At 71.5% G+C, this 12,383-nt stretch carries 11 protein-coding genes; 4 read left to right on the top strand and 7 right to left on the bottom strand.

All coding sequences use genetic code 11. The features are described from left to right. Nucleotides 1–40 precede the first annotated feature (40 nt). From radC to P4826_RS08240, 3 genes are read left to right on the top strand one after another with little or no spacing between them, the layout of a single operon-like run. Nucleotides 41–754 (top strand): RadC family protein, encoded by a 714-nt coding sequence (radC, locus tag P4826_RS08230; protein ID WP_317703359.1) that lies wholly within the window; start codon nt 41–43, stop codon nt 752–754. Beyond that, nucleotides 751–1,920, top strand: a complete 1,170-nt coding sequence (locus P4826_RS08235) for an esterase-like activity of phytase family protein (RefSeq protein WP_317703360.1) — start codon at nt 751–753, stop codon at nt 1,918–1,920. Before radC ends, P4826_RS08235 begins: the two co-directional genes overlap by 4 nt. Continuing rightward, a complete protein-coding gene (locus P4826_RS08240) occupies nt 1,917–2,579 on the top strand; it encodes a Smr/MutS family protein (protein WP_317703361.1) in 663 nt (220 codons plus the stop codon). Before P4826_RS08235 ends, P4826_RS08240 begins: the two co-directional genes overlap by 4 nt. Before the next feature lie 158 nt (nt 2,580–2,737). Here the strand turns inward: P4826_RS08240 and P4826_RS08245 are convergent, their stop codons facing one another. The 7 genes from P4826_RS08245 to selD all read right to left on the bottom strand — a co-directional run bounded on the left by P4826_RS08245 (nt 2,738) and on the right by selD (nt 10,990). Continuing rightward, a complete protein-coding gene (locus P4826_RS08245; protein WP_317703362.1) occupies nt 2,738–3,130 on the bottom strand; it encodes a TraR/DksA family transcriptional regulator in 393 nt (130 codons plus the stop codon). A 43-nt stretch (nt 3,131–3,173) separates the two neighbouring features. Then, nucleotides 3,174–4,718, bottom strand: a complete 1,545-nt coding sequence (locus P4826_RS08250) for a bifunctional aminoglycoside phosphotransferase/ATP-binding protein (RefSeq protein ID WP_317703363.1) — start codon at nt 4,716–4,718, stop codon at nt 3,174–3,176. Between the two features lie 46 nt (nt 4,719–4,764). Next, the gene (locus tag P4826_RS08255; protein ID WP_317703364.1) at nt 4,765–4,986 is read right to left on the bottom strand and encodes a hypothetical protein; all 222 of its coding nucleotides are present in this window, start codon (nt 4,984–4,986) and stop codon (nt 4,765–4,767) included. Between the two features lie 9 nt (nt 4,987–4,995). Then, nucleotides 4,996–7,644, bottom strand: a complete 2,649-nt coding sequence (locus P4826_RS08260; protein ID WP_317703365.1) for an ABC transporter permease — start codon at nt 7,642–7,644, stop codon at nt 4,996–4,998. A gap of 37 nt (nt 7,645–7,681) precedes the next feature. Then, the gene (gene apbC, locus P4826_RS08265) at nt 7,682–8,773 is read right to left on the bottom strand and encodes an iron-sulfur cluster carrier protein ApbC (RefSeq protein ID WP_317703366.1); all 1,092 of its coding nucleotides are present in this window, start codon (nt 8,771–8,773) and stop codon (nt 7,682–7,684) included. An 82-nt stretch (nt 8,774–8,855) separates the two neighbouring features. Further along, on the bottom strand, nt 8,856–9,890 hold the full coding sequence (locus P4826_RS08270) for a tellurite resistance/C4-dicarboxylate transporter family protein (protein ID WP_425605260.1): 1,035 nt from the start codon (nt 9,888–9,890) through the stop codon (nt 8,856–8,858). Between the two features lie 32 nt (nt 9,891–9,922). Beyond that, complete coding sequence (selD, locus tag P4826_RS08275) at nt 9,923–10,990, bottom strand: selenide, water dikinase SelD (RefSeq protein ID WP_317703368.1); 1,068 nt, start codon at nt 10,988–10,990, stop codon at nt 9,923–9,925. A 339-nt stretch (nt 10,991–11,329) separates the two neighbouring features. Between selD and P4826_RS08280 the strand changes: the two genes are divergently transcribed. Further along, nucleotides 11,330–12,376, top strand: a complete 1,047-nt coding sequence (locus P4826_RS08280; protein WP_317703369.1) for a YeeE/YedE thiosulfate transporter family protein — start codon at nt 11,330–11,332, stop codon at nt 12,374–12,376. Nucleotides 12,377–12,383: the final 7 nt, after the last annotated feature.

Below are 12,383 nucleotides of genomic sequence, written 5' to 3' on the forward strand. Positions count from 1 at the left end.
CCATTGTAGAAAACCGGGTATACCCCCACTGCCCCACGCCATGCCGCTGAAAGACCTGCCCTTTGATGCCCAGCCGCGCGAGAAGCTGCTCGCGCGCGGCCCCGCCGCCCTGTCGGACGCCGAGCTGCTGGCCATCTTGTTGCGCACCGGCATGGCCGGCAAGGGCGTGCTGCAGCTGGCCCAGGAGCTGCTCGATGAGCCCCAGCGCGACGCCGGCGGGCGCATCACCGGCGGCGGCTTTGGCGGCATGGCCGGCCTGCTGCACGCGGGCGCGGCAGACCTGGCGCGCATCAAGGGCCTGGGGCCGGCCAAGCGCGCCGAGCTGGTGGCCGTGCTGGAGCTGGCGCGCCGCGCCCTGGCCCAGCAGCTGCGCGAGCGCGAGGTGTTCGGCACGCCGGGCGCCGTCAAGCACTACCTGCAGCTACACCTGGCGGCGCGCGCGCATGAGGTGTTCGCCGTGCTGTTCCTGGACAGCCAGAACCGCCTGCTGGCGATGGAAGAACTCTTCCGGGGCACGCTCACGCAGACCAGCGTCTACCCACGCGAGGTGGTGCTGCGCGCCCTGCAGCACCAGGCCGCCGCCGTGGTGCTGGCGCACAACCACCCCAGCGGCAGCGTGCAACCGAGCCGCGCTGACGAGGCCCTGACCCAGACGCTGAAGGCCGCCCTGGCGCTGGTGGACGTGCGCGTGCTCGACCATGTCATCGTGGCGCCGGGCGCGGCCCTGTCCATGGCCGAGCAGGGCCTGGTGTGAGCCTGGCGCGCTGGGCCTGCATCGCCCTGCTGGCGCTGGCCGGCTGCGCTCTGCCGCTGGCGCCGCCGGCGCCCGCGCCGCTGCTGGCGCCGCATCTGCGCCTGATCGGCGTGGCCGAGCTGGCCCACGGCAGCGAGTACGCCGGCGCCCGCATCGGCGGCCTGTCGGGCATCGACTACGACGCGCACAGCGGCGAATACCTGCTCATCAGCGACGCGCAAGCACGCATCTACCGCGCGCGCCTGCACTACGACGCGCAGCGGCTGGACATGCCGCAGTTCACCGCCACCCAGGATCTGCTGCACGCCAGCGGCCAGCCCTTCGCCCCCTGGTGGCGCCGCCAGGCGGGCATGGACCGCCCCGACGCCGAGGGCCTGCGCTGGCTGCCGGGCAAGACCAGTTTTCTGTGGAGCAGCGAGGGCGACTTCAGCCGCGGCTTCGGCCCGCAGCTGCGCGAAAGCCGCCTGGACGGCCGGCCGGTGCGCGACATCGCCCTGCCCGCCAGCTTCTCCCCCGGCACACAACCCAGGCGCGGCCCGCGCGGCAACGGCACGCTGGAGGGGCTGGCGCTCACGCCCGACGGGCGCACCGCCTGGCTGGCCATGGAGCTGCCCTGGCACCAGGACGGGCCGCAGGCCACGCCCGACAGTGGCGGCGCACCCGTGCGCATCACCGCCATGGACATCGCCAGCGGCCAGCCGCTGCGCCAGATTGCCTACCAGGGCGATGCCGTGCCGCAGCGGCGCCGCCTGCCCGGCCCGCAGATCAACGGCGTCAGCGAAATCCTGGCGCACGGCCCGCACCACCTGCTGGTGCTGGAGCGCAGCTACAGCGCCGGCGCCGGCTTTGGCGCGCGCCTGTACCGCATCGACACGCGCGCCGGCAGCGACACCCTGGCGCTGGATGCCCTCACGCCCACCAACCACCGCCCGGTGCCCAAGACCCTGGTGGCCGACCTGGCGGCCCTGGGCCTCACCCCGGACAACATCGAGGGCATGACCTGGGGCCCACCCGTGCAGGGCCGCTGCGTGCTGGTGTTCGTGAGCGACGACAACTTCAACCCCGCCCAGGTCACGCAGTTCATCGCCGCGCAATACCTGGGCCCGGATGGCGACGGTGGGCAATGCGGTACAACCGGCGCTAGTGTCCTGAGCACTTACCCATGACCGCCCCGCTCAAAGCCCAATCGTTTGCCGACCTCAAGCCCCTGCGCCGCACGCTGCAGGAGCAGGCCGCGCTGCAGGCCGAGCGCGAACGGCTGCGCCGCGAGGCCGAGCAACGCGCGCGCGCCGAGCGCCACCTGTTCCAGGACGCCGTGGGCGCCGTGCAGCCGCTCAAGGGCCAGCACGAGCGCCACTGGCCCGCCCCCGTGCCGCCCGAGCCCCTGCCGGTGCAGCGCCAGCTGGATGAGGCGCGCGTGCTGCATGAATCGTTGAGCGACGAGTTCGACGTCAGCACCCTGCTGGACGTGGACGACCAGCTGAGCTTTCGCCGCACGGGCATGGGCCCTGACGTGACGCGCCGGCTGCGCGCGGGCCAGTGGAGCATCCAGCGCCAGCTCGATCTGCACGGCCTGCGCGTGGATGAGGCGCGCGAGGCCCTGGGCCAGTTCATACGCCTGGCGCACCGCACCGGCCTGCGCTGCGTGCGCGTGGTGCATGGCAAGGGCCTGGGCTCGCCGGGCAAGACGCCCGTGCTCAAGGGCCGCGTGCAGGGCTGGCTGGTGCAGAAGAAGGAGGTGCTGGCCTTCGTGCAGGCCAGGCCCGCCGACGGCGGCGCGGGAGCGCTGGTGGTGCTGCTGGCGCCAAGCCCGCGCAGAATATAGATAAAACAGGCCCTTAGCGCGCTTGCATAAAGCGCTGATAGCTAGTTAATTAATAGCACATAGACTGCCCCACCAAGCCGTGACCCGGTGATCAAGGTGGCTGAAGCCCCCGGCCTGGGAGCTTCTGGTGCGGTGCTGGCCACCCCACCACACGCGGCTCAGCGCCTGACCTGGGTCTCGGCCTTGGACTGGCAGGCGATGCAGCGCGCGGCCGACGGCTGGGCCAGCAGGCGCGGTACGCCGACGCTCTGGCCGCAGTCGGTGCATTCGCCATAGCTGCCATCGGCCAGGCGCTCCAGCGCGGCGCGCACGGCGGTCAGCTCGGCATGGTCGCGCGCGGCCTCGGCGTCGCGCACCATGTCGGCGGCCATGCTGTTGGCCTGGTCACGCGGGCTGCCGGCGGGATCGGCCTGGCCACGGCTGGCGGCCGAGGCGACGGCCAGGGTGTCGCGCTGGACGGCGTCCAGCTCCTGCAGCAGCTGCTCCTTGCGCAACTCCAGGGCGCTGCGCAGTTGCTCGCGTTGGGAATCGGTGAGGGCGATAGTGTTCATGGCTCCAGCATGCCACCGGTGCCGCCGTTTGTATTGACAAACATCAAGCCTGAACGGACAGCCAGCGGCGGTACAGGGCGGGCGCGTCCCAGGCCTGATCGGTGGCCAGATCCAGCGTGCGCTGCTGCTCTTCGGGCGCCAGGGGTTCGGCCTGCTGCTGCTGGCGCGCGAGCACGGCCAGGTCGGCCTCGGAGGGGTCGCCGCCTGCCGCGCGGCGCTGGCGCACGCGCTCGCGCAGCCGGTCCGGGTCGGCATGGCAGTGCAGGATGGCGAACGGCAGGCCCAGCTCGCGCGCCAGCGCGTGAAAGGCGTCGCGCTCGCGCCGGCGCAGAAAGGCCGCGTCCACGATCACCGGGTAACCGGCCGCAAGCAGGGCGCGCGCCTGCGCGGCCAGCTGCGCGAAGGTGCGGCGTGAGGCCTCGCTGGTGTAGATGTCCAGGCCCAGGGCGGCCGAATCGTCCAGCGGCGCCAGGCCGTGCAGGCGCTTGCGCTCCACGTCCGAGCGCAGCCGCACCGCCCCCTGTTGCAAGAGCTGCGCGGCCGCCGTGGACTTGCCCGAGCCCGACAGTCCGTAGGTGATGAGCAGGCGCGCGCCCAGGGGGGCGGCCAGCCGGTCGGCGCAGGCCAGGTAGTCCGGCCCCTGCGCCGCGCCCCCCTGACTGGCGCGCAGCCGCGCGACCAGGGTGCGCACCAGGGCGCGGTAGACCTCGTAGGGGCGCAGCACGGCCAGGCCGGCGTAGTCGCCGCTGGCGGCCAGGTAGGCGTCCAGAAAACGCCAGGCCAGGTCGGGCCGGCCATGGGCGTGCAGGTCCATGGTCAGAAAGCCGGTGTCGGCCAGCGTGTCAATCCAGCGCAGCGCGGGGCTGAACTCCAGGCAGTCGAAGGCGGTGATCTCGCCGTCGATCCGCACCACATTGCCCAGGTGTAGGTCGCCGTGGCATTCGCGCACCTGGCCGGCGGCGCGGCGCGCGGCCCAATGCCCAGCCAGGGCCGGCTGGCGCGCGCCAAACCAGGCGCGCAGCGCAGCCAGGCGCGCGCCGTCGGCGCCACCGGGTAGCGCCGCCAGCTGGTCCAGCACATCGGCGATCGCCTGGCCCACCTGGGCTGGCCGGCCCCAGTCGCTGCCCGGCACGGCCATGGGCGCCTGGGCATGAAAGTGCGCCAGTTGGGCGGCAAAGGCGTCCATCTCGGCGCCCTGCAGCTGGCCGGCGCGCACCAGGGCGTCGAGCTCGCTGCCCGGGGCGAAGCGGCGCATGCGCAGCACCCAGTCGATGGCGGCGCCGGCCTCCTGCGCGGTGCCGATGCGCGGCTGCCGCACGCTGCCCAGCACGGGCAGCACATCCAGGTACAGCCGTGGCGCCAGGCGCTGGTTCAGGCGCAGCTCCTCGTTGCAGAAATGCCGACGCGCGGCCCGCGTGGAGAAGTCGGCGAACGGCAGACGCAGCGGCTTCTTGAGCTTGTAGGCATGCGCAGGCGTGAGCAGCAGGTGCGACAGATGCGTCTGCAGGTGCTGCACGGGCGCGCCGCCCGCCGCCTCCAGGGCCACGCCCAGCGCCTGCGCCAGGGCATCGCCATCTTCATGATTCAAATCAGGCTCCAGCGCACTATCCATAAGCGTGAACAGCTATCAAATTTCAATAATCTCGGTGGCGCAGGGACTCCATCCACAGCGCATTCGGCCGCCCCTGGCCGGCATATTGCTGGTTGCGCGAGTTGGCGCGCCAGACGCCACCGCCAAAGCCGGGCGTGGGCTCGGCGCGGTACCAGAACCAGCGCCCGTCCTCGTCCTGCGCCAGCCAGTCCCAGCCCTCGGGGGCTTGCGACCAGTCGGGCGTCCAGTCTTCGTCCGTCTGCATGGTTGATCCTCAATCCTGCGCCCGGCGCAGCGTCTGCACCACCGGGCGCTGCAGCACCTCGCGCAGCCCCCACCAGCCCGCGGCCAGCGCCAGCAGAGCGCCCACCAGGCTGCCGGCCAGCGGCACCCAGGGGCGCACCGTCCAGCTGAAGTCGAACACATGGCGCGCAAGAAGCCAGCCCACGGCCACGGCCACGCAGCTCGCCAGAAAGCCGGCGAGCAGGCCCACGCCCAGCAGTTCGGCGCGCTGCACCTGGCGCAGCAGGCTGGCGCGCGCGCCCACGGCGCGCATGATGGCGAACTCGCGCGCGCGCTCCTCGCGCGTGGCGGTGACGGCGGCAAACAGCACCACCAGGCCGGCGGCCAGCGTGAAGGCGAAGAGAAATTCCACCGCCCGTATCACCTGCCCCAGCACGCCCTGCACCTGGGCCAGGGTGGCGCTCATGTCCACGTTGGTGACGTTGGGGAAGGCGCGCACCAGGGCGTTGTCAAAGCCGGCGCTGCCAACGCCGGGCCGCCCGGGGCTGGCAGCAGACCCCTCGGGGGGCAGCGAAGCTTGCGCGGCAGAAGAGCGTGGGGGCCACACTTCAGGCGCGCGGTAGGCAGCCAGGTAGGTCATGGGCACGTCCTGCATCTGCGCCAGCGGGTACATGACGAAGAAGTTGGCACGCATGCTGCTCCAGTCCACATGGCGCAGGCTGGTGATGCGCACCTCGCTGGGCACGCCGCCGATGTCAAAGCGCAGCTGGTCACCCAGCTTCAGGCCGAGTGTCTTGGCAATGCCCTCCTCGACGCTCACGGCGCCGGCCTCCTCGGGCGTCCAGCGGCCGGCGGAGATGCTGTTGTGCGTCGGCGGCTGGCTGGCGTTGGAAAGGTTGAACTCGCGATCGACCAGGCCCTTGGCGCGCTCGTCGGGGTAGTCGTCCAGGCTCACGGCACGGCCGTTGATGGCCACCAGGCGGCCGCGGAACATGGGGTACCAGTCGTACTGCGCCACGCCCGCCTGCGCCAGCCGCGCGCGAAAGTCCTCGGCCTGGTCCGGCATGATGTTAATCACGAAGCGGTTCGGGGCATGGGCCGGCGTGGCCTGCTGCCAGCTGGCGATCAGGTCGGTGCGCAGCAACACCAGCAGCACCAGGGCCAGCAGGCCCACGGCCAGGCTGCTGACCTGCACCACGGCATAGGCCGGGCGCGCGGCGATCTGGCGCGTGGCCAGCACCAGGGCGCGCGGCGCGGTGGATTCATGCACGCTTTTCTTCAGCAGCCACACGGCCACCCAGGCCAGCAGCGCAAACAGCAGCACGGCCGCGGCAAAGCCGCCCACGGCAATCGCGCCCAGCTTCCAGTCGCGGCTGACCACCAGCAGCAGCGCGGCAAAGCCGGCCACGCCCAGCCCCAGCACGGCGAGGGACGCGGGACGCACGGCGCCCAGATCACGGCGCAGCACGCGCAGCGGCGGCACCTGGGCCAGCTGCAGCACCGGCGGCAGGCCGAAGGCGCACATCAGCGTCAGGCCCACGCCCACACCCAACACCACCGGCCAGAGGCTGGCCGCCGGCAGGCCAGACTGCACCAGCCCGGCCAGCAACCAGACGAACACATGGTGCACGGCAAAGCCCAGCAGCACGCCCAGGGCGCTGGCAAACAGGCCCACCAGCGCGAATTCGAACGCATAGGCGCCGGCAATGCTGCGCTGGCTTTGGCCGAGCACGCGCAACAGCGCCGCGGCATCCAGATGCTCGTTGGCAAAACCGCGCGCGGCCAGGGCCACGGCCACGGCCGACAGCAGCGCCGCCAGCAGCGCCACCAGGCTCAAGAATTTTTGCGCCCGGTCCAGCGTCTGGCGCATCTCGGGGCGGCCGCTGTCCAGCGTCTCCACGCGCACGCCATGCATGCCGGGCTGCTCCGCCGCCCGCGCGGCCCAGTCAGAAAAGCGCTGCACGGCCGCGGGGTTGCCGGCCACGGCAAAGCGGTAGGTGATGCGGCTGGCCGGCTGCACCAGGCCGGTGGCGCTCAGGTCGGCCGCGTTCACCATGACGCGCGGGGCAAAGCTCATGAAGCCGGCGCCGCGGTCAGGCTCCAGCGTGATGATGCGCGTGGCGCGCAGCCGCGTATCACCCAGCAGCAGGTAGTCGCCCAGCTGCAGCCCCAGCGAGTCGAGCAAGGGCGCGTCCACCCAGACCTCGCCCGGCGCCGGTATGTCCTGCGCAGGGCTGCCGGGGCGCTGCGGGTCGTCGGTGACCTGCACATGGCCGCGCAGCGGGTAGCCGGCCTCCACGCTCTTGAGCGCCACCAGGCGGCTGGCGCCGCCCTGGGCGTCGCTGGCGCGGCCCATGGTGGGAAAGCTCAGCGTGGTGACGCTCGCCAGGCCCAGCGTGCGCGCCTGCTGCACAAACGCCGCCGGCGTGGGGTTGTCGCTGGCCACGACGGCGTCGCCGCCCAGCAGCTGCACGGCGTCGCGCGCCAGCCCGCCCTGCAGGCGATCGGCAAAAAAGCCCACCGAGGTCAGCGCCGCCACGGCCAGCGTGACGGCGACCATCAACAGCCGCAGCTCGCCCGCGCGCAGGTCGCGCCACAGCGTGCGCCAGCCCAGGGAAAGAAAAGAGGATGTACCGGCAGCGCGCTGCCGCGCGCCTGCCGAGCCTGAAGATTGAGACATGGCCGGCATCATGCCACCGGCTTGCACCGGGGTGCCGTCAGGTGCTCTTGCTCACCGAGATGGTGGGGAACTTGGACGAAAAATCCTTGGACTTGAGGGCGATCTTCACCGCCACCTCGCGCGCCACATGCTTGTAGATCTGTGCCACCTCGCCGTCGGGGTCGGCCACCACGGTGGGCCGGCCGCTGTCGGCCTGCTCGCGGATCTGCCGCGCCAGCGGCAGCGCGCCCAGGTAGTCGATGCCGTACTCGGCCGCCATCTTCTTGCCGCCATCGGCGCCAAAGATATGCTCCACATGGCCGCAGTTGCTGCACACATGCTGGGCCATGTTCTCGACCAGCCCGAGGATGGGCACGTTCACCTTCTCGAACATCGTGATGCCCTTTCTGGCATCGATGAGCGCAATGTCCTGCGGCGTGGTGACGATGACGGCGCCGGTGATGGGCACGCGCTGCGACAGCGTCAGCTGGATGTCGCCGGTGCCCGGCGGCATGTCCACGATCAGATAGTCCAGATCCTTCCAGTTGGTCTGGCGCAAGAGCTGCTCCAGCGCCTGCGTGGCCATGGGGCCGCGCCAGATCATGGCCTGGTCCTGCTCCACCAGGAAGCCAATCGACATGACCTGCACGCCATGGTTCACCAGCGGCTCCATGTTCTTGCCGTCAAAGCTCTCGGGGCGGCCGCTGATGCCCAGCATCATGGGCTGGCTGGGGCCGTAGATGTCGGCGTCCAGCACGCCCACCCTGGCTCCCTCGGCCGCCAGCGCCAGCGCCAGGTTGGCGGCGGTGGTGCTCTTGCCCACGCCGCCCTTGCCCGAGGCCACGGCGACGATGTTCTTCACGCCCGGCAGCAGCTGCACGCCGCGCTGCACGGCGTGCGCCGTGACCTTGGAGGTGATGTTGACCGAGACGTTCTGCACGCCGGGCGCTGCCTTGGCCGCGGCGATGAACTGGCTGCGCAGCGCCGGGATCAGGCTCCTGGCGGGGTAGCCCAGCTCCACGTCAAAGGCGACATCGCCAGCGCTGATCTGCACATTGCGCAGCGCGCGCGTGCTGACGAAGTCCTTGCCCGTGTGGGGGTCTGTGACGCCGGCGATTGCCGCCAGCAGCTCTTGTTCTGTCAATGCCATGGCTGTGTGGTTTGCAAAGGGAAGACGGCCGAGTCTAGCGAAGCGGCCTTGGCACCTCCCCGCCTGTGCCTATCGCCAGCAGCTATGGGGCGCGCAGCTGGCGCGCCACGCTGCGCAGCATGCCGACGAAGGCCAGCAGCCAGGCCAGCAGCGCCACGGCAAAGAACAGCCGGGGCAGCAGGTTCAGAAAGCCGAACTGCATGGCCTTGTCCATCTGCCAGGTGCAGGCCGCATACATGCCCAGCGGAAACACCGCGCCCCAGTACAGAGGGTCGTAGCGCAGCGGAAAGCGGCGCACGCCATGGCGCCAGATGCCCAGCAACAGCAGCATGGGAATCCACCAGGTGCCGGCGGCCCAGTAGAACACCGTGAAGCCCTTGAGGAAGGGCAGCAGCGACACCAGGAACGGCGCCTGCGGCGCGTTCAGCATCAACAGCGAGCCGGCCAGCGTGGAAATGGCCATCGCCCCCATGTTGATCCAGTACGGCGGCGACAGGTCGCCGGGCGAGAACGGAAAGAACAGGTAGCGGTAGAAGATCAGCGCCATCATCCAGATGTAGAGCATGCCGCCCCACAGCCACATCGACAACGCCAGCAGGTTCAGCTCCAGCCGCAGCGGCTGGCCTATGCGCGCGGCCAGCAGCGCGCTGCACACGGCCAGCGCCTGCGTGGACACCACGGCCAGCAGCCAGGCGCCGCTGATGCCCTTGTCCAGCGTGGGCTTGTCGCGGCGGATGGTGAAGGCGGTGAAGATGGTGTAGGTCAGCAGCAGCCACAACAGCGCCGCCAATGCCCACAGCGCAAAGCCCAGGCCCAGGTTGTCCAGCATCACGATGCACTGGCTGGCCATGATGCCCGTGGCTGCCACCATGGTGAAGTAGCCGGCGCCGCGCGCATGCTCCACCATCTCGCCAAAGAAGCGCCGCGGGTAGCGCCAGGCGCGCAGCAGGTACAGCCCCCACAGCACCAGATACTGCACGGCGTTCAACGCCAGCAGCGCATGCGCCAGCAGCGGCCAACCCAGCATGTCGGCCGTCAGCGACACGATGCCCGTGGCCATGACCAGGCCGAAATAGGCCGGCGACAGCTCCCGCAGCCGGCCCTGCCCGGCCGTCATGCCGGGCTGCGGCGCGGGCGCGGGCAGGTCGCTCAACGCAGCTCCAGCCGCGCCGGCCCGGCCTCTACGCCGCCTATCACCGCGGCGCGCGCAAAGCCCTCGCGCGCAAACAGCGCCAGCACCTCGTCCACGCTGTCCGGCGCGCAGGCCACCAGCAGGCCGCCCGATGTCTGTGGGTCGCTCGCCAGGGCCTGGGCCGTGGCCGGCAGGCCCGCGCCCAGCGCCACATCGGCGCCATAGCCGGCCCAGTTGCGGCCGCTGGCGCCGGTCACAAAGCCCTGCGCCGCCAGCTCCGCCACGCCGGGCAGCAGCGGCACGCGCGCCCAGTCAATGCGCACCGAGAGGCCGGCGCCGCGCGCCATCTCCAGGCCATGGCCGGCCAGGCCGAAGCCGGTCACGTCGGTGATGGCATGCACGCCGGGCAGATCCGCCAGCAGCGGGCCGGGGGTGTTGAGCTGCGTGGTGCTGGCGATCATCTCGCGGTAATGCGCGTCGGCCAGCTGCTCCTTCTTCAAGGCCGCCGAATACACCCCCACGCCCAACGGCTTCGCCAAAACCAGCAGGTCGCCCGCCCGCGCGCCGGCGTTGCGGCGCACGCGATCCGGGTGCACCAGGCCCATGGCGACCAGGCCGTAGATGGGCTCGACCGAGTCGATGGTGTGCCCGCCCGCGATGGGAATGCCGGCGGCGCGGCATACATCCTGCCCGCCGCGAATGATGGCGGCGATGACATCGACGGGCAGCTGGTTCACCGGCATGGCCACCAGCGCCAGCGCCATGATGGGCCGGCCACCCATGGCGTACACATCGCTCAGGGCGTTGGTGGCGGCGATGCGGCCAAACTCATACGGGTCGTCCACGATGGGCATGAAAAAGTCGGTGGTGGCCACCAGCGCCTGGCTGTCATTGAGCTGGTAGACCGCCGCATCGTCCGCCGTCTCTATGCCCACCAGCAGCTCCGGCGGCATGACGCCGGCCGCGCCGCTGGACTGCAGGATCTGCGCCAGCACCCCCGGCGCGATCTTGCAGCCGCAGCCGCCGCCATGCGATAGCGAGGTCAGGCGCGGCGTGAGGGTGGAGGCAGTGGGGGCAGCGGTCATGGCGATGCGGAGCTGGGAGTGGGCAAGGGTCTGGATCATCCCAGATTCATGCGGCCGCGGGAGGGGGCGTTCGGTATGATCGACGGCTTCAGCGCTGTGCCGCGTGACGGCCGTCCCATGCGCCACCCCGCGGGTCTGCCCAGGCAATGACCCGCGCCATCACCGCCCCAGCCAGCTCCCCCATATTCATCCCGCCGGATGGCGCGCGTGCGCGTGCCCCAGAACAGGAACCCGCATGCCACCGCCCTCGTCCGCCATGCACCACCAGCGCCAGCGCCCCCGCGCCTGGCTGGCCGCGCTGCTGGCGGCTCCCGGTCTGGCCGGCATCCGGGGGCGCCCATGACGCTGCTGTGGGCCGGATTCCTGCTGGGCTGCGCCTTTGGCATTGCCGCGCGCCTGGGGCGTTTTTGCCTGCTGCGCGGGCTGCGCCAGCATGGCCTTGCGGCCGCCCGCGAAAACGGCGGCGCGCCGGCGCTGCAGGCCTTCGCGCTGGCGCTGGCCGTGGCGCTGCTGGCCTCGCAGGCGCTGGCATGGGCGGGCCTGGCCGATCTGGCGCAGGCCCAGGTGGTGCGCGCCCGTTTTTCCGTGCCCGGCGTGCTGCTGGGCGGGCTGCTGTTTGGCTGCGGCATGGCGTTGGCGCGCGCGTGCGGCGCGCGTGCGCTGGTGCTGCTGGCCGGCGGCAACCTGCGCGCCCTGGTGACGCTGCTGTGTCTGGGCCTGGCGGCGCAGGCCACGCTGACCGGGGTGCTGGCGCCGCTGCGCCAATGGCTGCAGGGCTGGGGCCAGATCACGCTGGCGCATGCCACGCTGGCGCAGCAGCTGCAGGCCGGCGGCCTGCCGCCCACGGCCACGCTGGCCCTGGCCACCGGCCTGCCAGCGCTGGCGCTGCTGGCCTACGCCCTGTGGCAACCGGCGCTGCGCCAGAGCGCGGTGCAACTGTGGGCCGCCATGGCCATTGGCGCCCTGGTGGCCGCCGGATGGTGGATCACGGCCCAGGTGGGCGTGGATCCGTTCGAGCCGGCACCACTCACATCACTGAGCTTCATCGGCCCCGTCGCCGAAGGCCTGCTGTACCTGCAACTAGCCGTGGGTCGGGGCGCCAGCGTAGGCCCGGCCATCGTCGCCGGCACGCTGGCGGGCGCCTTTGCCGCCGCGCTGCTCACGCGCAGCCTGCGCTGGGAGGGCTTCGAGCAGCCCGCGCGCCTGGCCGCATCGGCCCTGGGCGGCCTGCTGATGGGCCTGGGCGGCGTGCTGGCCGTGGGCTGCTCCATCGGCCAGGGGCTGTCCGGGCTGTCCACCCTGGCCTTTGCCAGCCTGCCCGCCGCCATCGGCATCGCGGGCGGCGCATCCATCACCCTGCGGCTGCAAGCCGCCCATACCCGTTGACCCCCAA

This window comes from Diaphorobacter limosus (assembly GCF_033100095.1).
GTDB classification, from domain to species: Bacteria; Pseudomonadota; Gammaproteobacteria; order Burkholderiales; family Burkholderiaceae_C; genus Alicycliphilus; species Alicycliphilus limosus.

Bases quoted from the DNA above. Each gene is read 5' to 3' on its own strand.
- radC (WP_317703359.1), top strand. From the start codon at position 41: ATGCCGCTGAAAGACCTGCCCTTTGATGCCCAGCCGCGCGAGAAGCTG.
- P4826_RS08240 (WP_317703361.1), top strand. From the start codon at position 1,917: ATGACCGCCCCGCTCAAAGCCCAATCGTTTGCCGACCTCAAGCCCCTG.
- P4826_RS08245 (WP_317703362.1), bottom strand. From the start codon at position 3,130: ATGAACACTATCGCCCTCACCGATTCCCAACGCGAGCAACTGCGCAGC.
- P4826_RS08255 (WP_317703364.1), bottom strand. From the start codon at position 4,986: ATGCAGACGGACGAAGACTGGACGCCCGACTGGTCGCAAGCCCCCGAG.
- P4826_RS08260 (WP_317703365.1), bottom strand. From the start codon at position 7,644: ATGTCTCAATCTTCAGGCTCGGCAGGCGCGCGGCAGCGCGCTGCCGGT.
- apbC (WP_317703366.1), bottom strand. From the start codon at position 8,773: ATGGCATTGACAGAACAAGAGCTGCTGGCGGCAATCGCCGGCGTCACA.
- P4826_RS08270 (WP_425605260.1), bottom strand. From the start codon at position 9,890: ATGACGGCCGGGCAGGGCCGGCTGCGGGAGCTGTCGCCGGCCTATTTC.
- selD (WP_317703368.1), bottom strand. From the start codon at position 10,990: ATGACCGCTGCCCCCACTGCCTCCACCCTCACGCCGCGCCTGACCTCG.
- P4826_RS08280 (WP_317703369.1), top strand. From the start codon at position 11,330: ATGACGCTGCTGTGGGCCGGATTCCTGCTGGGCTGCGCCTTTGGCATT.